The sequence below is a fragment of the Bacillus sp. FSL W8-0920 genome (genome assembly GCF_038593215.1).
GTDB lineage: Bacteria > Bacillota > Bacilli > Bacillales > Bacillaceae > Bacillus > Bacillus pumilus.
Window position 1 is genome coordinate 2,450,070 of the sequence record NZ_CP151974.1, and the last position, 26,011, is coordinate 2,476,080.

Annotated in this window: 23 protein-coding genes, 1 other RNA gene and 1 other annotated feature; of the genes, 4 read left to right on the forward strand and 20 right to left on the reverse strand. The window is 42.7% G+C overall.

Annotation, left to right across the window (positions count from 1 at the left end; genetic code table 11):
- Positions 1-56: 56 nt before the first annotated feature.
- The 3 genes from mnmA to NSS78_RS12445 form a co-directional block, all read right to left on the reverse strand.
- Positions 57-1,175 (reverse strand): tRNA 2-thiouridine(34) synthase MnmA, encoded by a 1,119-nt coding sequence (mnmA, locus tag NSS78_RS12435; protein WP_050943674.1) that lies wholly within the window; start codon positions 1,173-1,175, stop codon positions 57-59.
- A 95-nt stretch (positions 1,176-1,270) separates the two neighbouring features.
- On the reverse strand, positions 1,271-2,413 hold the full coding sequence (locus NSS78_RS12440; RefSeq protein WP_212046164.1) for a cysteine desulfurase family protein: 1,143 nt from the start codon (positions 2,411-2,413) through the stop codon (positions 1,271-1,273).
- A gap of 18 nt (positions 2,414-2,431) precedes the next feature.
- Complete coding sequence (locus NSS78_RS12445) at positions 2,432-2,851, reverse strand: Rrf2 family transcriptional regulator (protein WP_034620651.1); 420 nt, start codon at positions 2,849-2,851, stop codon at positions 2,432-2,434.
- Positions 2,852-3,058: 207 nt separating this feature from the next.
- On the opposite strand from NSS78_RS12445, the gene NSS78_RS12450 reads away from it, so the two are divergent.
- The gene (locus NSS78_RS12450; RefSeq protein ID WP_212046165.1) at positions 3,059-4,324 is read left to right on the forward strand and encodes a replication-associated recombination protein A; all 1,266 of its coding nucleotides are present in this window, start codon (positions 3,059-3,061) and stop codon (positions 4,322-4,324) included.
- A 237-nt stretch (positions 4,325-4,561) separates the two neighbouring features.
- Here NSS78_RS12450 and NSS78_RS12455 read toward each other — a convergent pair whose 3' ends face one another.
- The 5 genes from NSS78_RS12455 to NSS78_RS12475 form a co-directional block, all read right to left on the reverse strand.
- A complete protein-coding gene (locus NSS78_RS12455) occupies positions 4,562-5,326 on the reverse strand; it encodes a tRNA threonylcarbamoyladenosine dehydratase (RefSeq protein ID WP_044140034.1) in 765 nt (254 codons plus the stop codon).
- A gap of 92 nt (positions 5,327-5,418) precedes the next feature.
- A non-coding RNA gene (gene ssrS / locus NSS78_RS12460) (6S RNA) lies at positions 5,419-5,599 on the reverse strand.
- Between the two features lie 77 nt (positions 5,600-5,676).
- The gene (aspS, locus tag NSS78_RS12465; RefSeq protein ID WP_309217027.1) at positions 5,677-7,455 is read right to left on the reverse strand and encodes an aspartate--tRNA ligase; all 1,779 of its coding nucleotides are present in this window, start codon (positions 7,453-7,455) and stop codon (positions 5,677-5,679) included.
- 18 nt (positions 7,456-7,473) lie between these two features.
- Positions 7,474-8,748: a histidine--tRNA ligase gene (gene hisS, locus NSS78_RS12470; protein WP_003216423.1), complete on the reverse strand. Its 1,275-nt coding sequence runs from the start codon at positions 8,746-8,748 to the stop codon at positions 7,474-7,476.
- A 73-nt stretch (positions 8,749-8,821) separates the two neighbouring features.
- Positions 8,822-9,061 (reverse strand) — a binding site (T-box leader).
- A 58-nt stretch (positions 9,062-9,119) separates the two neighbouring features.
- Complete coding sequence (locus NSS78_RS12475) at positions 9,120-9,290, reverse strand: YrzK family protein (protein WP_003216250.1); 171 nt, start codon at positions 9,288-9,290, stop codon at positions 9,120-9,122.
- Between the two features lie 137 nt (positions 9,291-9,427).
- On the opposite strand from NSS78_RS12475, the gene NSS78_RS12480 reads away from it, so the two are divergent.
- Positions 9,428-11,008, forward strand: coding sequence for an SH3 domain-containing protein (locus NSS78_RS12480; RefSeq protein WP_309217030.1), 1,581 nt, complete (start codon positions 9,428-9,430; stop codon positions 11,006-11,008).
- 96 nt (positions 11,009-11,104) lie between these two features.
- Here NSS78_RS12480 and dtd read toward each other — a convergent pair whose 3' ends face one another.
- The 8 genes from dtd to NSS78_RS12520 form a co-directional block, all read right to left on the reverse strand.
- Positions 11,105-11,548, reverse strand: coding sequence for a D-aminoacyl-tRNA deacylase (dtd, locus tag NSS78_RS12485; protein WP_003216527.1), 444 nt, complete (start codon positions 11,546-11,548; stop codon positions 11,105-11,107).
- A gap of 18 nt (positions 11,549-11,566) precedes the next feature.
- Positions 11,567-13,777 carry a bifunctional (p)ppGpp synthetase/guanosine-3',5'-bis(diphosphate) 3'-pyrophosphohydrolase gene (locus tag NSS78_RS12490; RefSeq protein WP_012010732.1) on the reverse strand — a complete coding sequence of 737 codons (2,211 nt, stop codon included), beginning with the start codon at positions 13,775-13,777 and terminating at the stop codon, positions 11,567-11,569.
- 142 nt (positions 13,778-13,919) lie between these two features.
- Positions 13,920-14,432, reverse strand: a complete 513-nt coding sequence (locus tag NSS78_RS12495) for an adenine phosphoribosyltransferase (protein ID WP_003216770.1) — start codon at positions 14,430-14,432, stop codon at positions 13,920-13,922.
- 23 nt (positions 14,433-14,455) lie between these two features.
- Entirely contained in the window at positions 14,456-16,780 is a 2,325-nt protein-coding gene (recJ, locus tag NSS78_RS12500; RefSeq protein WP_212046167.1) for a single-stranded-DNA-specific exonuclease RecJ, read from the reverse strand.
- A gap of 81 nt (positions 16,781-16,861) precedes the next feature.
- Positions 16,862-17,215, reverse strand: a complete 354-nt coding sequence (locus tag NSS78_RS12505) for a lipopolysaccharide assembly LapA domain-containing protein (RefSeq protein ID WP_003216178.1) — start codon at positions 17,213-17,215, stop codon at positions 16,862-16,864.
- 102 nt (positions 17,216-17,317) lie between these two features.
- Positions 17,318-17,806 carry a cation:proton antiporter regulatory subunit gene (locus NSS78_RS12510; protein WP_309217032.1) on the reverse strand — a complete coding sequence of 163 codons (489 nt, stop codon included), beginning with the start codon at positions 17,804-17,806 and terminating at the stop codon, positions 17,318-17,320.
- A 179-nt stretch (positions 17,807-17,985) separates the two neighbouring features.
- Positions 17,986-20,214, reverse strand: coding sequence for a protein translocase subunit SecDF (gene secDF / locus NSS78_RS12515; protein WP_003216337.1), 2,229 nt, complete (start codon positions 20,212-20,214; stop codon positions 17,986-17,988).
- A 41-nt stretch (positions 20,215-20,255) separates the two neighbouring features.
- Complete coding sequence (locus tag NSS78_RS12520) at positions 20,256-20,552, reverse strand: post-transcriptional regulator (protein ID WP_309217033.1); 297 nt, start codon at positions 20,550-20,552, stop codon at positions 20,256-20,258.
- A gap of 115 nt (positions 20,553-20,667) precedes the next feature.
- Here NSS78_RS12520 and spoVB point away from each other — a divergent pair, with 115 nt between their 5' ends.
- Positions 20,668-22,218 carry a stage V sporulation protein B gene (gene spoVB, locus NSS78_RS12525; RefSeq protein WP_309217034.1) on the forward strand — a complete coding sequence of 517 codons (1,551 nt, stop codon included), beginning with the start codon at positions 20,668-20,670 and terminating at the stop codon, positions 22,216-22,218.
- Between the two features lies 1 nt (position 22,219).
- On the opposite strand, the gene NSS78_RS12530 is transcribed toward spoVB, so the two are convergent.
- The gene (locus NSS78_RS12530; RefSeq protein WP_003216185.1) at positions 22,220-22,882 is read right to left on the reverse strand and encodes a DUF421 domain-containing protein; all 663 of its coding nucleotides are present in this window, start codon (positions 22,880-22,882) and stop codon (positions 22,220-22,222) included.
- A gap of 165 nt (positions 22,883-23,047) precedes the next feature.
- Between NSS78_RS12530 and NSS78_RS12535 the strand changes: the two genes are divergently transcribed.
- The gene (locus NSS78_RS12535) at positions 23,048-23,425 is read left to right on the forward strand and encodes a TIGR04086 family membrane protein (RefSeq protein ID WP_003216839.1); all 378 of its coding nucleotides are present in this window, start codon (positions 23,048-23,050) and stop codon (positions 23,423-23,425) included.
- 51 nt (positions 23,426-23,476) lie between these two features.
- Here the strand turns inward: NSS78_RS12535 and yajC are convergent, their stop codons facing one another.
- Genes yajC through queA form a run of 3 tightly spaced genes read right to left on the reverse strand, consistent with a single transcriptional unit; the run spans position 23,477 to position 25,997 of the window.
- Complete coding sequence (gene yajC / locus NSS78_RS12540; protein WP_003216659.1) at positions 23,477-23,743, reverse strand: preprotein translocase subunit YajC; 267 nt, start codon at positions 23,741-23,743, stop codon at positions 23,477-23,479.
- 48 nt (positions 23,744-23,791) lie between these two features.
- Positions 23,792-24,937, reverse strand: a complete 1,146-nt coding sequence (gene tgt, locus NSS78_RS12545; RefSeq protein ID WP_003216540.1) for a tRNA guanosine(34) transglycosylase Tgt — start codon at positions 24,935-24,937, stop codon at positions 23,792-23,794.
- A 31-nt stretch (positions 24,938-24,968) separates the two neighbouring features.
- The gene (queA, locus tag NSS78_RS12550) at positions 24,969-25,997 is read right to left on the reverse strand and encodes a tRNA preQ1(34) S-adenosylmethionine ribosyltransferase-isomerase QueA (protein ID WP_044140021.1); all 1,029 of its coding nucleotides are present in this window, start codon (positions 25,995-25,997) and stop codon (positions 24,969-24,971) included.
- Positions 25,998-26,011: the final 14 nt, after the last annotated feature.

A 26,011-nucleotide genomic window follows, 5' to 3' on the forward strand; every position in this document is an offset into this window, starting at 1 on the left:
TCTCTCATCCTTTCATTAAAAAACCTCAACAGCGACGTTGAGGTTTTGAAAACATGTTACACATACGACAGCTTTTGGCCGTCCTTAAAGACATCGTCAATTGTTCCGCCACCGAGACATTCGTCGCCATCATAAAAGACAACCGCTTGTCCTGGTGTGACAGCACGAACAGGTTCATCAAAGATGACCATCGCTTCTTGCTCACCAGTCATTTTCACCTTCACATGGTGATCTTCTTGACGGTATCTGAATTTAGCTGTGCAGATTAATTCACCGTTTTCACCGACAATATGAGGACGAGTCCAGCTAATATTGACGGCTGAAATGCTTTCAGAATATAAAAGTGGATTGTGGAAACCTTGTTCGACAAACAGAATATTTTGTTCCAAGTCTTTTCCAACGACAAACCAAGGATCACCGCTGCCGCCAATGCCTAGACCTTGGCGCTGACCGATCGTGTAATACATCAGTCCATCGTGCTCCCCTTTGACTTCTCCGTCCATCGTCTGCATCACGCCAGGCTGTGCAGGCAAATATTGACTGAGGAACGTTTTAAAGTTTCTTTCTCCAATAAAGCAAATACCCGTTGAATCTTTTTTCGTTGCTGTTGCGAGCTCTGCTTCTTTTGCCAATTCACGAACCCTTTTTTTCTCTAGATCACCGATTGGGAACATGACTTTATCAAGCTGTTCCTGAGTCAGCTGATTTAAGAAATACGTTTGGTCTTTGTTGGCATCAAGACCTCTTAGCATTTTGACTTCATCGCCAGTTCTGTCGACGCGCGCATAGTGACCTGTTGCTAAATAATCCGCACCGAGTGACAATGCGTGCTCAAGGAACGCTTTGAACTTAATTTCTTTGTTGCACATGACATCAGGGTTTGGCGTTCTGCCCGCTTTATATTCATCAAGGAAATATTGAAACACTTTGTCCCAATATTGCTTCTCGAAATTCACTGCATAATAAGGGATTCCAATTTGGTTGCATACGCGGATGACATCCTCATAGTCCTCCGTTGCTGTACATACACCATTTTCATCTGTGTCATCCCAGTTTTTCATAAATATGCCGATTACATCATAGCCTTGCTCCTTTAACATAAGAGCAGCAACTGATGAATCGACTCCTCCGGACATACCGACCACAACTCTTGTGTCTTCTGGTCTTTTTGTCATCTTCATCAACTCCATTTTCAATGAAACAGCATGTGCGTTTCGTTCTTCAGGTGCCTGGCTGTTTCATTTTTCACACACGAACAAAAGAGGAACGTTTATTTGGCTAAGCGTTTGACAACAGCTACTATCTTGCGCGCCGCCTGCTTCACATGATCCTCTTCATTCCCAAGACCGAAGCTTATTCTGACTGAGGACGTCAGCTTGTCTGCTTCTTCGCCATACATGGCGCTTAACACGTGTGAAGGAAGGATGGATCCAGCCGTACATGCAGACCCACTTGAAACAGCAATTCCTTCCATATCTAAATTCACAAGTAACGATTCAATAGAAACGCCCGGGAAATGAACATTTAAAATGTGCGGCAATGTCTCTTCCGGGTGCCCATTGATAGAGAAGTCGAGTGATTCCTCTTCGAATACTTGTAGCATGATTTCTTTGAGCTTACCATAATGCATGGCTTTTTCTCTTCTATTTTGCTTCGTTAATTGAACAGCTTCTGCAAGTCCGACGATCCCTGCCACATTTTCAGTGCCAGCACGGCGTTTTCTTTCTTGTTCTCCTCCGAAAATTTGCGGAGAAAGTTTCACGCCTTCGTTTACATATAAAAAGCCCGTTCCCATTGGACCATTTAGCTTATGGCCAGAAGCAGATAAGAGTTCAATATGAAGGTCTGCTACATCGATTGGCATTGTTCCAAACGCCTGCACGGCGTCTGTATGAAAATGAGCAGTGTGATTGTGTAAAAGCTCACCAATGTCTTTGATTGGCTGAATCACACCTGTTTCATTATTGCCGTACATGATGGTCACAAGAATCGTATCATCTCTTAGTGCTTGTTTTAGTTGTTCAAGATGAATCAATCCAGTTTCATCCACATCTAAATATGTCACGTCAAATCCTAGCTTCTCTAGGCGTTCACATGTGTGCAGCACCGCATGATGCTCTGTTTTTGCTGTGATGATATGTTTTCCTTCATGCTGTCTTGCCATGGCCACACCTGTAATCGCCAGGTTGTCCGCCTCTGTTCCTCCACTTGTGAGGATGATCTCCTGTGGTTTACAGTGTAATTCTCCTGCAATCACTTCTCTTGCTTCATCGAGCCACTTTCTTGCCTCGCGCCCATATGAATGAATGCTAGAGGGATTGCCAAATATCTCTGTAAAGTAAGGCATCATCTTGTCCACAATCCGCTGATCCATCGGCGTTGTGGCTGCATGATCTAAATAGATACGTTCCATTCCCGGTACACCTCTGATCTAAATATAGAACATATACGCCTCTTGATCCTCGTCATCTTTATAGCTTGCCAAGTCTTCAAGAGTTGTATTGTCCAGTACGTCTTTTACTGCATCACGAATTCGAATCCAAAGTGCACGTTTTGCTGGTTCTTCGTTTTCAATGACTTCGACAGGACTAATCGGTCCTTCTAATACACGAATAATATCACCGGCTGTGATCTCGTTTGGTTCATGTGCAAGAACATAGCCGCCATATGCACCGCGAATACTTTTCACAAGACGGGCATTCCGAAGTGGTGATACAAGCTGCTCTAAATAATGCTCAGACAAATTATTGTTTTGAGCGATTGATTTTAATGATGTAGGGCCTTCGCCATGTTTTTTGGCTAATTCGATCATGATCGTCAGACCATATCTGCCTTTAGTAGAAATTTTCAAGTTAAACACCTCTGCGTTTTCTATTTCTATGTCATCAATTATTTTTCTGATTTCATATACGCTTATATAGACCAAAAGCAATTATATCATACTTTTAGCCAACTTTCATTTGCCGGTTCTGAGCGCTATAAGAGGACGCATCCCTTTTCTATTTGAAGAAATTTCGGTACTCTATACAAACAAGACATTGCTTTAGGAGAGATAATCATGAAACCTTTAGCGTACCGGATGCGCCCAAGTCATATTGAAGACATCATTGGGCAGGAGCATCTCGTTGGAGAAGGTCAAATTATTAGACGAATGGTCGAGGCAAAACATTTATCCTCGATGATTTTATACGGACCGCCGGGCATCGGGAAAACATCGATTGCGACGGCGATCGCTGGCAGTACAAGCATTGCGTTTCGGACGTTGAATGCGGTCATTCATAACAAAAAGGATATGGAAGCTGTCGCTGCTGAAGCGAAAATGAGCGGCCAGGTCATCCTCATTTTAGACGAGGTTCACAGACTTGATAAAGGAAAGCAGGATTTTCTTCTTCCTTATTTAGAAAATGGCATGATCATTTTAATTGGCGCAACGACAGCTAACCCCTATCATGCGATCAACCCTGCCATCCGAAGCCGGGCACAAATATTTGAGCTAAAACCGCTTGAAACAGAGCAAATCAAGGCCGCATTAACAAGAGCGTTACAGGATGAACATCGCGGACTTGGCGGTTATGAGGTGACAGTGGACGATGAAGCGATGAATCATTTTGCCAATGGATGCGGCGGGGACGTACGCTCTGCTTTAAATGCGTTAGAACTAGCTGTTTTATCGACAAAAGCAGATGATGCTGGGCATATTATGATCACTCTTGCCGCAGCAGAAGAATGTTTACAAAAAAAGAGCTTCTCACATGATAAGAATGGTGATGCTCATTATGATGTCCTCTCGGCTTTTCAAAAATCCATTAGAGGCTCTGACGCAGATGCGGCGCTGCATTACCTTGCCAGACTGATTGAAGCAGGGGACCTCGAAAGCATTTCAAGGAGATTACTCGTGATGGCTTACGAAGATATTGGCTTAGCTAGTCCGCAGGCAGGCCCTCGTGTGTTAAGCGCTGTTCAAACAGCAGAAAGAATCGGCTTCCCGGAAGCACGAATTCCGCTGGCTAACGCAGTCATTGAACTGTGTCTTTCTCCTAAATCCAACTCAGCATATAAGGCGATCGATGCGGCACTTGGTGACATTCGTTCAGGGAAAATTGGTGAAATCCCTGTTCATTTAAAGGATGCTCACTACAAAGGAGCCACAGCACTTGGCAGAGGCGTCGATTACTTATACCCACACGATTATGAAAACGGCTGGGTGAAGCAGCAATACTTACCTGATCCGCTGAAAAACAAGCAATACTATGAACCAAAGCAAACAGGTAAATTTGAAGGCGCACTAAAACAGGTATATGAGAATTTAAAACGCCAAAAATAAAAAAAGCCCCCCTGCCTATTAGCAGGTGGGCTGTCAGATTGTTGACAAAAGGCTAAAATGATCTTGATTTTAGCCTTTTGTCTTCTTTTCAGCGTGATAGAAAACCTTTGCAGTCTAGGAAGGACGAGCATCGGAGCGGAGCGAATTTAACATTCGTGAGCACCGAAGCGCATATCTGACACCGAATGCGAGGGTTTGTCTACACGCTGGCCCCTGCGTAATTAGCAGGTGGGCTGTTTATTTATCCTTCACACGTGTAATTGGAATATCTTTTAAAAGCTGCATAATGACATGACCACCCATGATCAGTCCTGCAACAGATGGGACGAATGCGTTGGATGATGGCGGCATTTGTGCCTTACGAATCTTCGCTTCATCATTTCCAACTTCTTTTCTGACATCTTCGCGGATGACAATCGGACTTTCATCAGAGAAAATGACTTCAATTCCTTTACGAATCCCTTCTTTGCGTAGACGCGTTCTCACGACTTTTGCAATTGGGTCGGTATGTGTTTTTGAAATGTCATCAATTTTGAAGCGGGTCGGATCTGTTTTGTTTGCAGCTCCCATACTCGAAATGATGTTCACATTGCGTTTCAGACACTCTTTCATTAAATGAATTTTATAGTGAATCGTATCTGACGCATCGATGACATAATCAAGTGGATATTCAAAAAATTGCTCATATGTTTCCTCTGTATAAAACATCTTGAGTGCAACAACTTCACATTCTGGATTAATATCAGCGATTCTCGCCTGCATTAAGTCAACCTTTGGCTGACCAACTGTTGAAAGCAATGCTGGCAGCTGACGATTTACATTTGTAATATCAATATCATCTTTATCAACAAGAACAATACGGCCAACGCCTGAACGAGCGAGTGCCTCAACTGCAAATGAACCAACGCCGCCCACACCAAGCACTGCAACTGTACTGTTTTTTAATATATCTAAGCCTTCCTTGCCAATGGCAAGCTCGTTTCTTGAAAACTGATGTAACAAGTGCCTCACTCCACCTTTATTTAAAATGAATCGAAAGAATCATATCATATTCAACCTTCTTCGTCATCCTTCTGAAAAAGAAAAAAACACAAAAAAGTCCCGACAACGCCGCCAGCTTTTCCTTCGTTTTGAACCCCGCACCATGCAGGTGGGTGCTTTCTTCCTGACTTTATAAGTCCTCTAAAGAGGCATTTATGCAGAAAGGAAAGGCAAGCTCCCGTATAAAAAAATGTTCGGTCAAAACTAGGTAACCACCGTACGTATCAGGACTTTATTTATTGATTGAAGAAAGCATATCATAGGCATGCCGCTTTTTCAAGCGTTTACATGCCTATATCCAAGCGTCTATTTTACTGTTTTGCTTTTGTTTTAATGGCTAAACTTAACTCATCCAGCTGCGCTTCGCTCACATGACCTGGAGCATCTGTTAGCACGCAGCTCGCACTTGCCGTTTTCGGGAATGCAATCGTGTCTCTTAGGTTAGAGCGGCCGGCAAGCAGCATCACTAAGCGGTCAAGACCAAGCGCAATTCCGCCGTGCGGAGGAACACCGTGCTCAAAAGCATCTAGAAGGAAGCCGAATTGTTCATAAGCCTCTTCTTTTGAAAACCCAAGTAAGCTAAACATTTTTTCTTGAATGTCCTTTTCGAAAATACGAATCGAACCTCCGCCAAGCTCATAGCCATTCAGGACAAGATCGTATGCCTGTGCCTTCATGTCCTCTGGGCTTGTCTCAATTAATTCAAGATCGTCGCGTACTGGCATTGTGAAAGGATGATGGGCAGCATAGAAGCGTCCTTCTTCTTCATCTTTTTCAAGCAGCGGCCAATCAACGACCCATAAGAAGTTGAATACAGACTCATCGATGAGTTCAAGCTCTTTGCCGAGTTTTAAGCGAAGGGCACCAAGTGCGTCATGGACAACAGACGTCTTATCTGCAACAAAGAGTAAAAGGTCGCCTTCTTCGACTTGAAGCTGCTCTTTTAATTCTGCTTGCTTTGCTTCGTCAAAGAATTTAGCAATCGGCCCTTTTAATTCTGTGCCTTCTGCTTTAAGCCAAGCTAGACCTTTTGCACCGTAGTTCGCAGCAAATGCACCAAGGGCATCAATGTCTTTTCTTGAGTAATTCGCTGCAGCCCCTTTGACATTGATGGCTTTCACAGCTCCACCATTTTTTACAGCTCCGCTAAAGACTTTGAAATCAGAGTCTTTTACCGTGTCTGAAATGTTGACAAGCTTCATCTCAAAACGTGTATCTGGTTTATCAGAACCATAAGAATTCATCGCTTCATCATAAGTCATACGAGGTAATGGCAATGTCAGCTCTACGCCTTTGACATCTTTCATCACCTTTGCCATCATCTCTTCAGCAAGCGTCATAATGTCCTCTTGACTCATAAAGGACATTTCGATATCGACTTGTGTGAATTCCGGCTGACGGTCAGCACGCAAGTCTTCATCCCTAAAGCAGCGGGCAATTTGATAGTAACGATCCATTCCTGAGACCATCAGCAATTGTTTAAATAATTGCGGGGACTGAGGCAAGGCATAGAACTCTCCTTCGTGTACACGGCTTGGAACAAGATAGTCACGTGCACCCTCTGGCGTACTTTTTGTTAAAATCGGTGTTTCAATATCTAGAAAGCCGTTGTCATCTAAGAAATGGCGGAATGCTCTTGTGACCTCGTGTCGCATTTTCATCGTTTCAAACATAGCAGGACGGCGAAGGTCTAAGTAACGGTATTTAAGGCGCACATCTTCTGATACCTCGTCCGCTTGATCTGAAATCACAAAAGGAGGGGTCTTCGCTTCATTTAACACGCTGACCGTTTCGACTTGTATTTCAATTTTCCCTGTTTTTAGATTTGAATTAATTGTTGCTTCTTCTCTTGCGACAACCGTTCCTTTAATATCAAGGACATATTCATTACGAATCGATTCTGCTGTCTCAAGTGCCTCTTTTGAAAGGTCTGGATTGAAGACAGCTTGTACAATTCCTGTACGGTCACGCAGATCAATAAAGATTAATCCGCCAAGGTCACGTCTTTTTTGAACCCATCCTTTTAATACAACGGTTTGACCGATTTGGTCTTCTGTTACTTCTCCACAATAAAAAGTTCTACCAAACACAAACATTCCACTCCTTCTTTACGCCTTCTTGTGGGCCTTCATCATTTGAATCAGCTCATCAAGCTTCACTTCAATTTGTTCACCCGTTGTCGTATCTTTTACATTCACAATGTGCTGCGCCAGCTCATCTTCACCAAGGACAGCAATAAACTTGGCTTTTAATCGATCAGCCGCTTTAAATTGTCCTTTTAATTTCTTCCCTGTATAGTCCATTTCACTTGAAATGCCTTCTTTTCTTAGACGATTTAATAATGAAACAGCGTAATCTTTCGCATCATCACCGAGTGCAGCAATGTATAGATCAATGCCATCTTGCAATGGAAGATCAATCCCTTCAGCATCGATTGCTGATAAGAAACGCTCAATACTCATAGCAAAACCGATTCCTGGTGATTCAGGACCGCCAATTCCTTCAACAAGTCCATCATATCGGCCTCCGCCGGCTAATGTGGTAATCGCACCAAAGCCTTCAGCATTACTCATGATCTCAAATGCCGTGTGATTGTAGTAATCAAGGCCGCGCACTAAGTTCGGATCGACGACATATTCAACGCCTATATCTGTTAAGTATTGTTTGACCTTTTCAAAATAAGTCCGTGATTCATCATTTAAGTAATCTTGAATGGATGGAGCCGTTGCCATCAATTCGTGGTCACGATCCTTTTTGCAATCAAGAATTCGCAGCGGATTTTGATGTAAACGGGTTTGACAGTCATGACAGAATTCATCGATTCTTGGCTCAAAGTGCTCGACAAGTGCCTTGCGGTAGTCTGCACGGCTCTCTTTGTCACCAAGGCTGTTAATGACGAGCTTTAAGTTTGAAAGACCTGCTTTCTCATAAACACTCATCGCAAGGGAAATAACTTCTGCATCGATGGCTGGGTCCTTTGAACCGATCGCTTCAATCCCAAACTGATAAAATTGACGATATCTTCCCGTTTGCGGACGTTCATAGCGGAACATTGGTCCGATGTAATACAGCTTTGTTGGCTGCGCCGGCTGTGCAAATAATTTATTTTCAACATAAGAACGTACGGTTGATGCCGTTCCCTCTGGACGAAGGGTGATGCTGCGTCCCTTTTTATCTTCAAATGTATACATCTCTTTTTGAACGATATCGGTTGATTCGCCTACTCCCCGTGCAAACAGCTCTGTATGCTCAAAAATCGGTGTGCGGATTTCTTTGTATTGAAAGGCCGCACATGTATCTCTTGCAATTTGTTCAACATACTGCCAGCGTTCTGACTCTCCAGGTAAAATATCCTGTGTGCCTCTTGGAATATTAAAACTCATTTTTCGTCCTCCTACGACCATCATTCATTTTTTATGTGGACATATAAAAAACCCCCGCCTCTACTATGTGTATAGTAGGGACGAGAGTTATACCCGTGGTGCCACCCTAGTTGGAACATGATCTAGCCATGTCCCCGCTCAAATCCTTAACGCAGATTCACGTTCTCCGCCTATTGACTCATTTTTAGAGCGTTCAGCAGGAAACCTACAGAGTGTTCTTTCGTGATAAATGCCATGCGGATTCGCTTTCAGCCTAAGGCGATTCCTCTCTGCTCACGCAATTTACCCTACTATTCTCTATCATCAGTTCCACATTTTAAATTTTCAAGTGTGTTGATTTATATTATAATAAGGTCGGTGCTGCCACTCTGTCAACCCTTGCCGTGCCTCTTTTTCTTTTCCAGCTCTTCTTTTGACGTACATCCGTATTCAGATGCGGTTTCTTCAAGGAAGCCTGGTTGATCCATTTCGTCGTGCTGCCAGCGATCGATATCACGATGTCCATTATATTGCACTCGTCCTAATTTTCTGCTTAATCTCATGTTTGTACATCCTTTTATCACGTTTTTATTTAGTATAAACAGATTGATTCAATTTTATTAGGGAAACTGCAAGGAATTAGTCCATTACATAACGAATTTACATTCATCGGTTTTACAAGGGAGGGGAAAACACCGTTTTGAATCTAAAAAAACACAATCAAATGATGATGCTTCTTACCTGTTTTGTTCTTATCGCAAGTACTTTGCCTATGGCACATGCTACAGCACAAACAGATCAAGCTGTGGTCGCTACAGATGAAATCAATGTGAGAACAGGTCCTGGTTTAAGCTATGGAATCGCAGCTGTTGTGAAGCGCGGAGAAAGCTATCCCATTCTCACGAAACAAGGAGAATGGGTGCAGATCGGGCTATCGAACGGTCAAAAAGGATGGGTCGTCTCATGGCTGATTACGACATCATCTGGCGGCCAAAAGTCTGCTAAGCCGAAGACACAAAATCAAAGCTCAGCAGAGAGCAGTTCCATTACATCGACAGCCTCTGATCTTCGCATACGGACGGGCCCAGGGACTTCCTATCAAGTCGTCGGAACTTTCCCGCAAGGCGCTTCGGCTAAAAAGCTGCAGACAAGCGGCGAATGGACAAAAATTTCGTATAAACAAGCAGTAGGCTGGGTTCACTCTGATTATGTGTCAGGCGGCCAAAAAGCTTCTCAATCAAGCGCTGGCGAGTCCTCTCGCTCTAAACAGACAGGCACAGTTGGCGTATCGAGCTTGAATGTAAGGCAATCGGCGGCACCTAATGCACAAGTCGTCGCTTCACTTGCCCGCAACACACAGATCACCATTTTGCGCGAGCAGAACGGCTGGTATGAAATTGAGGCAAAAGGCGTGAAAGGCTGGGCAGCAAGCTATTACATCGTCACAAGCAATGGAGCGAGTTCGGAGGGTGAAAAGAACTCATCTTCATCGGCTTCCCAAAAGAAAGCGTACATTGTCTACGATGGCACCAACATTCGAAAAAGTGCTTCTACCTCTGCTCAGATTGCAGAAAGAGCCACAAAAGGTGCTGCCTATCAAATTGTTCGCACGCAAGGTGACTGGTACGAGGTGACATTATCAAACGGCGGAACTGGTTATGTGGCAAGCTGGGTCGTTCAAACGAATAAAAATAGCAGCGAGGCACCAAGACCACAGCAGGATTCATCGTCAGGAACTGGTTCTTTAAAAGGAAAAACGATTGTTCTTGATCCAGGTCATGGCGGAAAAGACAGCGGTACGATTGGCGCAGATGGTGCGTTTGAGAAGAACATTACCATCAAAACCGCTAATTTACTGGCAGGCAAATTAAGGGCTTCTGGAGCAAATGTTTATTTAACTAGAAGTGAAGATACTTTTATCAGCCTTCAATCGAGGGTCGCGACATCTCATTACAGAAATGCAGATGCATTTATTAGTCTTCATTATGATAGTTTTATGGACCAAAGTGTCAGAGGAAGTACGGCGTATTATTATCAAGCAGCAAAAGACCAGCAATTAGCGACAAACGTTCATACAGAAGTCGCTAAACGCTCTCAAATCCCTGATAAGGGTGTCAAATTCGGAGATTATTTTGTGTTAAGAGAAAACAAACGTCCTTCTCTTTTATATGAACTCGGCTATTTAAGCAATCCTCAGGAGGAAGCCATCATTTATAGCGCCTCTTACCAGGAACGAGTCACAGAAGGAATGACAGAAGGATTAAAACAATATTTCCGCTAGAAAAAAGAGGCCACTGTGCCTCTTTTTTGTTTGGTCGCAAAAGAAAAAGACTCTAAACAAACTCCTGCATGAGTTTATCTACAGTCTAAAGTGAATCTATTCTTTGCTATCCATCCAGATGGTGACGGGTCCTGAATTGGTCAATGACACATCCATCATCGCGCCAAAACGGCCAGTTTCTACATGAATGCCTTTTTCTCTAAGGGCTTTATTGAAACATTCGTAAAGGGCGTTCGCCGCATCTGGCTTGGCTGCTTTCATAAAATTTGGCCTTCTGCCCTTTCTCGTATCACCATAAAGGGTAAACTGAGACACAGACAACACGCTTCCTTTTACATCCAATAACGAATGATTCATTTTCCCGTTTTCATCCTCAAAAATACGTAAATGTGCAAGCTTATCAGCTAAATAATGCACATCTTCTTCTGTATCTTCGTGTGTGACACCAACGAGTACCATATATCCTTCATTGATGGCTCCTGTGATCTCTTCTTCTACCTTCACAGATGCACTTGTCACACGCTGTACAACAAGCCTCATAGACGATATACTTCCTTTCTAATTCATGAATCGGCGAACAGAGTAAATGTCTTTGATTTGTTTAATGCGTTCTACCACTTTGTGTAAATGGTTAATATTTTGAATAAAGATCGCCATATGGATCGTCGCCACTTTGTTACGATCAGACTTACCAGAAACCGACGAGATGTTCGTTTTGGTTTCGTTGACTGCTTGAAGCACCTCATTGAGTAAGCCGCGTCTGTCATATCCTAATATTTCAATTTCCACATTGTATTCTTTACGGTTTCGAGCAGGCTGTTCATGCTCCCACTCAACCGGGATTAACCGTTCCTGCGCTTCTCCTGTCTTCACGTTCGGACAGTCATCACGGTGAACAGATACGCCTCGGCCTTTCGTAATAAAACCAACAATGCTATCACCTGGAACAGGATTACAGCACTTAGATAAGCGGACAAGCAGGTTATCTATCCCTTTGACTCTTACACCTGCTTCTCGTTTCTTCCCGTGATACGTCTTTGGCTCTACAGTCACTTCTTGAACTGTTTTTTCTTGTTCTTCTTGATCTCTTTGTTTTCTTTCTTTTTCAGTTAAACGATTGGCGACTTGGAGTGCAGTAATTCCGTTATAACCAACCGCTGCATACATGTCCTCTTCGTTTGAGAAATTAAATTTGTCAGCCACTTTTTGCAGGTTTTCAGCTGTCAGGATGTCTTTGACATCAAACTCAAGGTTTTTGATTTCTTTCTCCACGAGTTCTCGGCCTTTTTCGACATTTTCTTCACGGCGCTGTTTTTTGAAAAACTGTCTGATCTTGTGCTTCGCTTGGGAGGTTTGGGCAAGTTTGACCCAATCCTGACTTGGTCCATAGCTGTGCTTTGATGTCAGAATTTCAATAATGTCACCTGTTTTCAATTTATGATCGAGCGTGACCATCTTTCCGTTGACCTTCGCACCGATCGTTTTGTTCCCAATTTCCGAGTGAATCCGGTAAGAGAAGTCAATCGGCACGGAACCCGATGGCAGTTCAATGACGTCTCCTTTTGGAGTAAAGACAAACACCATATCAGAGAAGAGATCGATCTTTAATGATTCCATAAATTCTTCTGCATCTGTCGATTCATTTTGGAATTCAAGGATTTCTCTAAACCAAGAGAGCTTCTTCTGGAAGACAGCTTCCTCCGTTGATTCTGCTGACTCTTTTCCTTCTTTGTATGCCCAGTGCGCAGCAATTCCGTACTCTGCAATTTCATGCATTTCCACTGTTCGGATTTGAACTTCAAGCGGGTCACCTTTTGGCCCAATCACTGTTGTATGAAGCGATTGGTACATGTTCGGCTTTGGCATTGCAATATAATCCTTAAACCTGCCTGGCATCGGCTTCCAGCATGTATGGATAATCCCGAGCACGGCATAGCAGTCTTTAATGCTGTCAACCAAAATACGAACGGCCAGCAGATCATAAATTTCATTAAACTGCTTATTTTGCAGGACCATTTTGCGATAAATACTATAAATATGCTTTGGTCTTCCGGAAAATTCAGCCTTGATGTTTACCTCTGACACCCGATCTTTTACTTCATTGACAACCTCGTCCAAGTATTCCTCACGTTCCGCTCGTTTGCGCTTCATGAGGTTCACGATCCGGTAATATTGCTGCGGATTTAAGTAACGGAGCGCTGTATCTTCAAGCTCCCACTTAATCTTTGAAATCCCTAATCTGTGCGCAAGCGGTGCAAAGATTTCAAGGGTTTCATTTGAAATTCTACGCTGCTTTTCCTGAGGAAGGTGTTTGAGCGTTCTCATATTGTGCAGACGGTCTGCCAGTTTAATCAAGATGACGCGTATATCCTGCGCCATTGCCACAAACATTTTTCGATGGTTTTCGGCCTGCTGTTCTTCTTGTGATTTATATTTAATCTTCCCGAGCTTTGTTACACCATCAACAAGCATCGCAACTTCTTCGTTAAAATGCTCTTTTAAATCCTGTAATGTCACATCTGTATCCTCGACAACATCGTGCAGGAAACCTCCTGCAATGGTCGATGGGTCCATTTCAAGGTCAACAAGAATCCCCGCCACTTGAATTGGATGGATAATATAAGGCTCACCAGACTTCCGGTATTGCTCCTTATGTGCATTTTCAGCATATTCATATGCTCGCTCTATAAATTGAATATGTTCAGCGGACAGGTATTCTCTTGCCTTGTCAATGACCTGCTGCGCCGTTAAAACTTGTTCGTTCGCCATGGAATCACCTTTTTAAATGAAAACTGTATTGTAGTTTATTATCAAGAAAAATTCGATAGATGTAAAGAGAAGAAGTCCGCTAAAAGATTTTTGATAGGAAAAAAGCACCCTTCTTACCGAGTGCTTTTTTCGTAAAACTCCATTAATATTGCATTAACGTCAAGATGTCGTAACCGTCAAGCTTCTTTCTGCCGTCCAGATACGTCAGCTCAATCAAGAATGCAATTCCTGCCACAACGCCGCCCAATTCCTCTACAAGCTTGATGGACGCTTCAATTGTTCCACCAGTCGCAAGTAAGTCATCTGTAATCAATACACGTTGACCAGGACGAATCGCATCTTTATGAATCGTTAATACATCTTTCCCATATTCTAAGCCGTATTCGACTTTAACGACTTCACGAGGAAGCTTTCCTTCTTTACGAACCGGTGCAAAACCTACACCAAGTGCGTAAGCTACAGGGCAGCCAATAATGAATCCACGCGCTTCAGGTCCAACAATGAGATCAATGTCTCTTTCCTTCGCGTATTCAACGATTTGATCCGTTGCATAACGGTACACTTCGCCTTTATCCATTAACGTTGTAATATCTTTAAATTGTACACCTTCCTTTGGGTAGTCAGGTACAACTGTCACATATTGTTTTAAATCCATCTTTTCCTTTTCCTCCTCGTACGTCAAAGCACAGGTGAGACTTCGCTCATCATGCTATTCAGCCATTCCTTCAGCTCTTTAGCTGAGGAATATGTTAGTGTTTGATCGAGTTCCATCAATCGTTGTTTTGCTGTATAGGATGCTGATGCCGTTAAATCTTTTTTAGGGGCATCACGTACTATTGACAGCACACCATTCTCTATTTTAACAAAACCGAGTTCAAAAAACACCTTTGTCATAAAAATCATTGTATCTTTTGTCCAGCCTCTATGTTTCGCAAGCTCCATTCCTTGCTCCTTGAGAGGGAAACTTCCTCGCTTTAACAAGAATCCATAAAACCATTTGAATTGATCGCGGCTAGGGAAAGAGGACATGAAATGATCTTCTTTTCTTTGGAAAACCGTATAAACTCTAGCTGGCTTTTGGTTTTCTAACAGCTGCCTTAGTAAGTGTTCATCTGCTGGAACATCTGCAAAGACAACATACTTGCCTTCTACATCGAATGTTGAAACATTTTCTGCATGGACATGATGAATCGGGATTTTGACTTCCTGTTTTGTTTCTTCGTCAAAACAGACCACCACATATTTTTCTGGGTCAAGCGTGGAGATTGTCTTTTCCCAATCTTTTTTGCCGCGCAAATCAAACAGCTGCCACTCATCTACTCGGGCATCTTTTAGCATGAGCTGTGGTTTCTTCCGGTTATTCCATTCATTGATGGACATTTCACCAATGACGGAAATGCGGCTACCTGTGACAACTTCTTCTTTTAATTGACCTTGATGAAAACCGACACAGTCAAGCAGCTGGTCTTCGTCTTTCAGAGACATTTTAATATGATTCTGATTTGCTCCAATTGTTCGAATTTCTTCAAGTCTCACATCTTCAATCATGATGAACGGCTTTGGATTCTGCATGCCAAATGGTGACAGCATCCCCACTTCTTCAATTGCTTCAACCGACAACTCGTCTACCTTGCATACAGCATCAACCCGCTGAATCGGAATAAAGTCTTCTTCCGTCAACGTTTCATTCGCATATTGATTTAATCTTTCCCTTAGTAAAGGAACATCATCCGCTCGAAGTGTCATACCCGCAGCCATCGGGTGCCCGCCAAAATGCGGCAGAATGTCACGGCATTTGCTTAAATGGAAAAATAGATCGAAGCCAGGAATACTCCGCGCTGATCCTTTTGCCATTTGCGTCTCTTCATCTATTCCAAGCACAATCGCCGGACGAGAAAATTTATCCGTCAATTTAGAGGCAACAATTCCGACAACACCCGGATTCCAGCCAGCTTTCGCTACTACGATTGCAGACTGGTCATCACCTGTCTCTTCCACCATTTGAATGGCTTCTTCTGTGATCGTACTCACAATTTTTTGACGTTCTTTATTCAGTTCTTGTACAAAACGAGCGAGTTCTTCTGCTTCATCCTTATCCTCTGTCATGAGAAGATGAACAGCTGGATCGGCCTGTTCAATTCGTCCTACAGCATTCAGCCTTGGCGCAATTTGAAAGCCGACCGTTTCCTCATTTGCTTCTTCAAGAGTAGCACCTGCTTCTTTCAATAACGCCTTCAGCCCTGGTCTATTCGACTGCCTAAGCTGCATAAGCCCTTTTTTAGCGAGCCATCTATTCTCATCATGAAGCGGCACAAGATCCGCTATTGTCCCAATTGCCGCAAGATCTAACAGCTGAGTTGGCAGCTTTCCAAGAAGTGCATGCGCCACTTTAAATGCTACGCCTACACCGGCAAGTTCTTTAAAGGGATACTCACAGCCTGGCTGCTTAGGATGAACAATCGCAAGTGCCTCAGGCAGCTCCTCACTTGGTTCATGGTGATCTGTAATGATCAGGTCTAACCCTATTTCTTTTGCAATACGTGCTTCATTTACAGCTGCAATGCCTGTATCGACGGTGATGACAAGCGATGCGCCTTGCTCTTTGATATATCGGAAAGCCTGTTCATTAGGCCCATAGCCTTCTTTAAATCGATCTGGAATATAAAAGTCTACTTTCGCAGACAACTCTTTTAATGTATGTAAAAGCACAGACGTACTTGTCACACCATCCGCATCATAGTCTCCGAAGATCACAATCGATTCCTGCTCTTCGATCGCTTTGTTGATGCGCTCTACTGCCTCTTTCATTCCTTTTAATAGAAATGGATCATGAAATTCGGCTTTTTGATCAAATAAAAAAGACCTCGCTTCTTCTACTTCTTCAAGTCCTCTTTTTACAAGAAGCGATGCAGTCAGCGCTGAAATATTCAGATTTTCAGAGAGTGATTTCACTTTTTCTTCGCTTGGATGTTCATATTCCCAGCGCATTTTGGATAATAACATAAATTCACCCCTCAACCACACTATTATACTAGAGTGGCCTGAGGGGTTTCAATTTTTATTTTATGAAATTGTGCTGGAAGATTATTTTTCCTTCCGGTTAAATGATGCTGGCTGTTCTTTTAAAGGCGTCACATTCGGTTTCTTTTGAACGTCTTTGTCGATCTTTTTATTCGAAACAGCAGGTGCAGGTGCGGCTGCACGCTCAGCTTTTAATGCCTTTAGTTCACGTTTTAGTTTCATAATTTGGAAAATCCCTGCAAAAGCCACAATGAGTCCGCCCATGAGCACAGAACCAATAATGACAAGGATCAGCGGCCATTCAGCCGATCCAAATAAGTAGTCAACTTGCACCGGCCGCACATTGATCACGGCAAATACTGAGACAATTAATACGAAAATAAATGCGAGTATGATGGTCCATTGTTGTTTGTTCATCTACATATCCCCCAAGCTTTTTCTTTTATTCTTCCCTTTTCATAGTCCTTTTTAAACACAGAAAGAAAAGTGCGGAAGAAAATCTAACAGCATGGACATGAATTAGCTGCTGAGTTTTTTTAAAATGAGATTCTTTATTTCTTGTCTTTCTCCAGAAATAACAAGGGTATCCCCTTCTTCAATGACCGTTTCAGGTCCTGGATTTAACATTTTCTCATATGATTTTCTCACGATAGCGATGACTGTTACTTGATCATATTGGCGGACACTCAGGTCTCCGATGGTTTGCTGAACAGCTGGTGCATTCTTTTCAATCTTAAACCATTCAATCATCAGTTTATCAATGGCTACTTCTACAGTTTCAAGCGCTTTCGGCTTATATACCATGCCACCTAAGATTGCTGCAATTTGTCTTGCTTCTTCATCGTTTAGCAAGATACCAGAAATAGATTCTTCATGATCGTCCTCTTGAAAATGATACATTTCTCTCCTGCCGTCATCGTGTGTAATGATGGCAAGCTTCTCATTATTTCTTGTGATCATTTCGGCTTTGTGACCGGTACCTGGCAGTTCAGTTTCCCGAACCTTCATAACAGCCCCTCCAAAGCCAAATGCCTCAAACGGACACTTGCTTTCTATACTTGTCTAAACGTATGTCATTATAGCAAAAGACCATTTCAAGATCAATGATACCCGGAATGTTTTTTCGAATCGTCTTATTTTCGGAAAAACTAAAGAAAAAAGACTGCCATTCAGGCAGTCTCACTCAATTAAATATCTTGCTCAGTATCAATCTTCGCCGGTTTTTTCATCTCACGGCCTTTCCACATGAGCCAAATTTGCGCTGCGATATATAGAGATGAGTACACCCCTGTTAACAGACCGACAAGTAAGGCGATGGAGAAGTTCGTAATTGACGCTGATCCAAAGATAAGCAGTGCGATTACAACGACAAGTACGGTTAATACCGTGTTGACAGATCGCGTAAAGGTTTGCTGTAAACTTAAGTTCACAATGTACGATAGATCTTCAATGGTTTTTGGTTTGCGCTTCTTCATTTGTTCACGAACCCTGTCAAAGGTGACGATCGTGTCGTTGATCGAATATCCGATGACTGTGAGGATCGCCGCAATGAAGGTGACATCCACCTCTAAACGCGTAATACTAAAGAAGGCCACGATAAAGAACGCGTCATACAGCAGTGAAATAATCGCTGCAATGGCCATTTTATATTCAAATCGAACGGAGACATATAAAATGATCCCGATTGAAGCAATGATGACAGCATATAATGCATTTCGGGCAAGTTCTTTCCCAACAGTCGGAGACACTGTACTTACGTTCGGCTCCGTTCCGTATTTATCTTTGAAGTAATCTTTCACTTCAGCAATCTTTTCTTTGTTCGGCACACCGACAAATCTCGCTGCTGCCTGATTTTCTTTTTGACCCGATAACACGACACTGTCTGTCTCAAGGTCCAGCTTTTTAAAGTCTTGCTCGACTTGTTCAGTTGACAGCTTGTGATCACTTTGGATATCAATTCTAGTTCCACTAGTAAAGTCAATTCCCGCATTCAGCTTGAAGATGGAAAGAACGATGATTCCCGCAATGGTGATAGTAGCTGAGAAAATCATAAATCCTTTACGTTTGCTGACGAAATCCCACTTATCAAACGGTGTTTTTGGCTCGGTGGTTTCTGTTGTTTCATGAATGTTCATAATGTCTTTTTGACGAACACCAAACCAGCCTTTTCTCCGGTCAAGATAGCGGCTTTCAACAAGAAGACCAAGAAGGAATCTTGATAGGAAGACAGCTGTGATAAAGCTAGTTAAAATCGATAGGATGAGCATCGTTGCAAATCCTTTTACCGAGCTTGTCCCGAAGAAGAACAGCACGCCGCCGGCAATAATACTTGTTAAGTTTGCATCAAAGATGGTTGCAAATGATCGGCGGTTCCCTGATCTGAAAGCAGAACGGACTGATTTGCCGAGCTTGAGCTCTTCTTTGATCCGCTCATAAGTAATAATGTTGGCATCAACAGCCATCCCTACCCCTAGAATCAATGCCGCAATTCCAGGCAGCGTCATGACTGCACCCATCCAATCAAACACTTGAAGCGTAATGTAAATATAAGCTGAAAGTGTGATGACAGCGATAAGACCAGGTAATCGGTAATAAAGCAGCATGAATAAGAAGATAAATGCGATTCCTACAATTCCTGCGAACACTGTTTCGTCCAGTGCTTGTTCACCAAACTGTGCACTCACAGATGTTGAATATTTTTCTGTTAATTTCACTGGCAATGCCCCGGCATTTAAAATACTTGCAAGGTCCTTTGCCTCTTGGACAGTAAATTTCCCTTCAATTTGCACGTCACTGCTGTTAATTTCTTGATTCACATTCGGCGCAGAGACATACTTATGGTTTGATTTTGAGACTTCTTTTTTGAAGGAATCTCCTTTGTGGTAATCAAGCCAAATGACAAGCTGGTTATTCGGCGCCATCGCCGCTACTTTTCTTGTGACGTCACCAAATTTTTTCGCATCCTTTAGTTTAACCGTCACAATTGGCTCATTCGTTTGACTGAATGTTTGTTTTGCACTGTTTTCGACCAGGTCAGCCCCGTTAAGGAGTTCTTTATCATTCGTATCTCTGAAGGATAGCTGTGCTTCAGTGGAAAGAATCTCCCTAGCTCTGTTTTGATCTTTTACTCCCGCAAGCTGCACACGGATACGATTGTTGCCTTCAATCGAGATGTTCGGCTCACTTACACCTAGCACATTGGCTCTTCGGTTTAAAGCCTCCACTGTACTGACGAGGACACTATTTGTGATTTTATCCTCTTTTTTCACTGGATGTACATCATACAGGACCTCAAATCCACCCTGTAAATCCAGCCCTAGCGTCATATCTTTCGCAACAGGCTTTGTTAGTAAGCCTACGCCAGTTCCGATTAACAGAACCACTAAGAAAAACGCAAGAATGCGCCCTTTTTTCATTATGTATTTCCTCCTTAAACACCTGAATCCATTAAGATGGCTTATTTCAACAGTTCATCTAGCATATTCTTGCCATCTTCACTGTCCAAAAAAGCAGACGTTTTAAACGACTGAACGGTTGCATAGTTCATAAATTCGCCAATTTTCACAGATAAAATATCTGCAACCATTTCATGAATCGGATACTCTTGTTTTTTCTTCCACTTCTTATTCTCTAAGTATGACCATAATTCCTCTAAATCTACATCTTTATAGCCCAAAACGATGAATTCTTCAAGCTTACTGAACAGAAAAGGCTTTAAATGGTCTTTGAAAATTGCAGCCGGATGTTGTGTCAATGGGACGCTCCCCCTTTTCAGTTTTTATCGAGAGACTTGTCATGCTTGGACGATATACACGCATATCTTATTGTATATGATTCTATGTCGTTTGAGAAGGCAGGTGATCTTTGATTTGACGAAGCAAACGTTTTTAAAGGGCACGATTATTTTAATTTTAGCAGGTTTTATCACGAGAATATTGGGTTTTGTCAATCGAATTGTCATTGCAAGGTTCATTGGCGAAGAAGGAGTCGGGCTTTATATGATGGCTGCTCCTACCTTTTTTCTCGCTGTGACGCTAACACAATTCGGACTGCCTGTCGCTATCAGCAAGCTTGTCGCAGAAGCAGAAGCCCGGGGTGACAAACAGAAAACAAAACGAATTCTTGTCATGTCTCTTGCGATAACAGGGACTCTCAGCCTGATATTCACGCCGCTCTTTTTATGGTTTGCACCCATCATGGCAGAAAATATGCTGACAGATCCTAGAACGGTCTATCCACTGCTTGCCATTACGCCCGTTGTCCCAGTCATCGCCATTTCCAGTGTGCTAAGAGGATATTTTCAAGGCAGACAGCAAATGAGCCCGCTTGCCATATCTCAAGTACTGGAACAGGTTGCAAGAATTTCTCTAGTGGCAGTATGTACAACGGCTTTCCTTCCTTATGGGATTGAATATGCGGCAGCAGGTGCGATGATTTCATCTGTTATTGGAGAGATGATTTCACTTACTTATTTACTGATTGCCTTTCGTTATAAAAAGACCATTCGTATTCGAAAACGATTTTTTAAGGCGATTCATGACGGTAAGGACACGTTTAAGCAGCTGATGAGTATTGCCCTGCCAACAACAGGCAGCCGTTTTATCGGGAATATTTCATGGTTTTTAGAGCCGATAGTTGTCGCGCAAAGTCTTGCCATTGCTGGATATGCGGCCGTCGAGGCGACAAGACAATACGGGGAATTGACTGGTCTTGCGCTGACCCTTTTGACACTGCCTAGCTTTATTACGTATTCTCTCTCCACTGCACTGGTCCCAGCAATCAGTGAAGGAATGGAGCAGAACAAACGCAAAACGGTCGAATACAGGCTGAAGCAGGCGATGCGTCTTTGTCTACTCAGCGGAGGTATTTCCTGTATTATTCTTTTCGTTTACGCAGAAGATTTAACGCTCTTTATGTATGGTTCATCGCATGCGGCTATTTATGTAAAATTCATGGCACCATTTTTTCTTCTATATTATTTTCAAGGGCCGCTTCAAGCCGTCTTGCAAGCACTCAATTTAGCTGGTGCGGCGATGACGAATAGTCTGATAGGTGCTGTTGTGAAAACAGGAATGATCTTTGTTCTTGCTTCACAGCCGGGCTTTGGCATTATGGGGGCAGCACTTGCAATATTAATCGGCATCGTCCTTGTCACGCTGCTTCATGCGGCAACTGTCGGTAAAGTACTGCCTATTCATTTACCAATGAAGGAATATGGGATATGCGTTCTTGTGATCATCGGCACTGGAGCCGTGAGCCTTTGGCTGAAATCTCAAGTAAACGGGCTCTTTTCTGCCCCGATTGAGCTTGTGATGCTGATCTTTGTTACGTGCGTAATGTATGTCATTCTATTAATCTGTCTAGGGCTAGTGAAGCGAGAAGAGCTTCGCCGTATCCCGTTTATAGGGAAACTGCTTTAGCTCATTTCTTCTTGATCACTTCATCTTTCAAATCAATATAAAACGTCTTTTGATTAAAGCTGCAGTAGGAAATTTGATCAATTTCATGATAGCCTCTTTTGGCAAGCTCATCTTTCAGCCACTGTTCATTTTGATTAATTTGCTTCAAATGATCGTGCTGTACAACGCCATCAGCAATAAGTGGCAGCTCAAGCGCTCCGTGTGTGTGCTTGTTTTCTTTTTCGACAACCGCAAGCTTTCCGGATGGCTCTAAAATGGCGTAAGACACATCCTGAATGCTATCGATGTTGTTTTCTCTTAATTGAATGAGCAGGTCATCAAAATTGTATCGCTGTTTTCTCATCGCACCCTCGTCAATTTTCCCATTAATGATGAGCAGGACCGGTTTGCCGTCAAGAAAGCGCCGGACACCTTGGAATTTCAATGAGAGATAGGCAAGTGTGATTTGAATGAAGGTTAACAGCAGGATCGGCCATACCGTATGTAACATGTGATCCTCGACTTCTTCTATAGCGAGAACCGCAATTTCTGCGATCATCATAAAAATGACAAGATCTAAAATACTCAATTCGCCAATTTCTCTCTTTCCCATTAACCGAAAAATAAACCAAATAAGAAAATATAAAATGATTGTTCTCATGGAGATAATCAAGATGTCCTGCATGTGATGTAAACCCTCCTTCTCCACCATAGCTTGTGTCAAAACCCTTTATTTATGTAGAAAAGAAAGCCTCTGTTTTTATCGTGAGAAACATGTCTATTTTTTCTTCTATGTGAATACATTTTAGTAAAAGACAAGCTTCGGTCAATTGGAGAGGAGACGAATCACATGCAGGAAACGAAACAAATCGGAAAAGGGATTTTATCCGGCTTAATGGCCATTTTTATCGTCATGATTGTCACAAGCTTACTTGTATCGCTCATGCTTACCTTCACAAGTATGCAGGAATCATCGTTTAAATGGATGATTATGATTTTGTCCTTTGTGGCACTTTTATTAGGGGGGATCATTTCTGGAGGAAAGGCAAAGGAGCGCGGCTGGTTCATTGGTGCGATTACTTCGCTAATCTTTTCCCTCACTGTATTTTTGTTTCAATATTTAGGGTTTGGAGAAACCTTTTCACCAGAGCAGTTCATCTATCATGGGGCATTTCTAGGGATTTGTATGCTCGGCGGAATGATTGGCGTCAATCTTCGAGGCAAATAAAAAAAGAGCGGATCTATATCGCTCTTTTTTTTATGGCTATGTATCGGAGGATTAGCCTTTGTCAGCTAATTCTCTAATAGCACGACGATCGAAAGTTAAACGGTTGTTTTCGCTTGTTTTGATGACCACTTTTGATTCATCAATGTAGTCGATTTCACCGTGTAAACCACCGATTGTGACGATTTTATCGCCTTTTGATAAAGATTGCTGCATCTGACGCACAGCTTTTTGTTGCTTTTGCTGTGGACGGATTAATAAGAAGTAAAGCACAGCAAACATGACAACAATCATAATGATTGAACCCATACCACCATCCATTCTATTTCACCCCTTTCTAAAGCATTGTAAAGCCTTTTCGTTTATGCGTTAAAAGTTTTTCGCATTCGGTTCGTTAAAGCCGTAACGCTCAAAAAACTCTTCTTTAAAATCACCTAAACGATCCTCACGGATAGCTTCTCTCACTTGCTCCATTAATTTTAACAGAAAATGAAGATTATGATAAGTTGTTAATCGAATTCCGAACGTTTCATTTGTTTTGATCAAATGTCTAATATAAGCGCGTGTGTAATTTTTACATGTGTAGCAGTCACAATTTTCATCGATTGGTCTGAAATCACGCTCATATTTTGCATTTTTCACAACTAGACGTCCTTCGCTTGTCATCAACGTACCGTTTCTAGCAATTCGTGTTGGCAGCACGCAGTCAAACATATCTACACCGCGAATGGCGCCGTCAATTAAGGAATCTGGTGAGCCGACACCCATTAAGTACCTTGGCTTGTCTGCTGGTAACAATGGCGTTGTGAACTCGAGTACACGGTTCATCACATCTTTTGGTTCCCCAACAGATAAGCCTCCGATGGCGTAGCCTGGGAAATCAAGTGACACGAGATCTTTTGCACTTTGTTTACGAAGCTCTTCGTATTCTCCGCCTTGGATGATTCCAAACAGCCCTTGATCCTCTGGACGCTGATGTGCTTCTAGACAGCGTTCTGCCCATCTGCTTGTCCGCTCTACAGAACGTTTCATGTAATCGTATTCTGCTGGATATGGCGGGCATTCATCAAATGCCATCATAATATCAGAGCCAAGCGCATTTTGAATGTCCATGGCCTTCTCAGGAGAAAGGAACAGCTTATCTCCATTTAAGTGATTACGGAAGTGGACGCCTTCTTCTTCAATTTTTCTAAATTCACTCAAAGAGAAGACTTGGAATCCGCCTGAGTCGGTCAAAATCGCTCGATCCCAGTTCATAAATTTATGCAGGCCGCCTGCTTCTTTCACAATGTCATGACCCGGACGGAGCCATAGGTGGTACGTATTGCTTAAGATGATGCCTGCTTCCATTGCCTTTAGTTCTTCAGGCGCCATCGTTTTGACTGTAGCCAGTGTACCTACCGGCATAAATACAGGTGTGTCAAAGGAGCCGTGCGGTGTATGAACACGTCCTAGTCGTGCACCTGTTTGTTTGCATGATTTAATGAACTCATAACGTATCGGTAATTGCGACAAAAATGAGCCCTCCTGTCTTTGTTGTATGATGTTATTGAATCAGCATGGCATCGCCAAAGCTGAAGAATCGGTATTCCTCTTTTACAGCCTCATTGTACGCTTTTAGGACATGCTCTCGTCCAGCTAATGCGCTGACAAGCATGATTAACGAGGATTTTGGCAGATGGAAATTCGTGATCATGCCATCAATTGCCTTGAATGTGTAGCCGGGGTAAATAAAGATTGACGTCCAGCCGCTTGACGCTTTGAATTCACCGTCATGCGCACTTGCAATGGTTTCTAGCGTTCTCGTTGACGTTGTCCCCACTGAAATAATCCGCCCGCCTTCTTTGCGAACGCGATTAAGCTCTGCCGCTGTTTCTTCATTCATTTCGTAAAATTCCGCGTGCATTTCGTGTTCTTCAATACGATCTGCACTGACCGGACGAAAAGTACCAAGCCCCACGTGCAGTGTAATGAATGCGATGTGCACACCCTTTGCTTTCAGCGCATCCAGCAGCTCGTTTGTAAAGTGAAGACCAGCAGTCGGAGCAGCAGCGGAGCCGACCTCTTTCGAATACACCGTTTGATAGCGTTCACGATCGTCAAGCTGCTCTTTAATATAAGGAGGCAGCGGCATTTCACCAAGGGATTCAAGTACTTCGTAAAAAATACCGGTATACTGAAACTCAACTTTTCTTCCGCCATGTTCTAATTCTTCTGTACATACCGCTTGAAGCCGTCCATCACCAAATGTGATCACTGTTCCTTTTTTCACCCGTTTGGCTGGCTTTACAAGTGTCTCCCATTTGTCGCCTTCCTCTTGTTTTAAGAGAAGAAGTTCAACTTTTGCACCTGTATCCTCTTTCATTCCAAACAACCGTGCCGGCAGAACGCGTGTATTATTTAAAACGAGACAATCACCCGTTTGAAAATAATCGGTAATTTGTGAGAATGTATCGTGTGTCACCTCACCCGTTTGTTTATTTAAGACCATCAGTCTTGATGCATCTCGTTTTTCAAGCGGTACTTGTGCAATCAATCTTTCTGGTAAATCAAAATCAAATAGTTCTAGCTTCATTTCCTTCACCTATT

Coding starts and splice junctions, on each gene's coding strand:
- mnmA (WP_050943674.1), bottom strand. CDS start 1,175: ATGACAAAAAGACCAGAAGACACAAGAGTTGTGGTCGGTATGTCCGGA.
- NSS78_RS12440 (WP_212046164.1), bottom strand. CDS start 2,413: ATGGAACGTATCTATTTAGATCATGCAGCCACAACGCCGATGGATCAG.
- NSS78_RS12450 (WP_212046165.1), top strand. CDS start 3,059: ATGAAACCTTTAGCGTACCGGATGCGCCCAAGTCATATTGAAGACATC.
- hisS (WP_003216423.1), bottom strand. CDS start 8,748: ATGAGTTTTAATATTCCAAGAGGCACACAGGATATTTTACCTGGAGAG.
- NSS78_RS12475 (WP_003216250.1), bottom strand. CDS start 9,290: ATGAGATTAAGCAGAAAATTAGGACGAGTGCAATATAATGGACATCGT.
- dtd (WP_003216527.1), bottom strand. CDS start 11,548: ATGAGGCTTGTTGTACAGCGTGTGACAAGTGCATCTGTGAAGGTAGAA.
- NSS78_RS12490 (WP_012010732.1), bottom strand. CDS start 13,777: ATGGCGAACGAACAAGTTTTAACGGCGCAGCAGGTCATTGACAAGGCA.
- NSS78_RS12495 (WP_003216770.1), bottom strand. CDS start 14,432: ATGGATTTAAAACAATATGTGACAGTTGTACCTGACTACCCAAAGGAA.
- recJ (WP_212046167.1), bottom strand. CDS start 16,780: ATGTTATTATCCAAAATGCGCTGGGAATATGAACATCCAAGCGAAGAA.
- NSS78_RS12505 (WP_003216178.1), bottom strand. CDS start 17,215: ATGAACAAACAACAATGGACCATCATACTCGCATTTATTTTCGTATTA.
- NSS78_RS12510 (WP_309217032.1), bottom strand. CDS start 17,806: ATGAAGGTTCGGGAAACTGAACTGCCAGGTACCGGTCACAAAGCCGAA.
- secDF (WP_003216337.1), bottom strand. CDS start 20,214: ATGAAAAAAGGGCGCATTCTTGCGTTTTTCTTAGTGGTTCTGTTAATC.
- NSS78_RS12530 (WP_003216185.1), bottom strand. CDS start 22,882: ATGCAGGACATCTTGATTATCTCCATGAGAACAATCATTTTATATTTT.
- NSS78_RS12535 (WP_003216839.1), top strand. CDS start 23,048: ATGCAGGAAACGAAACAAATCGGAAAAGGGATTTTATCCGGCTTAATG.
- yajC (WP_003216659.1), bottom strand. CDS start 23,743: ATGGATGGTGGTATGGGTTCAATCATTATGATTGTTGTCATGTTTGCT.
- queA (WP_044140021.1), bottom strand. CDS start 25,997: ATGAAGCTAGAACTATTTGATTTTGATTTACCAGAAAGATTGATTGCA.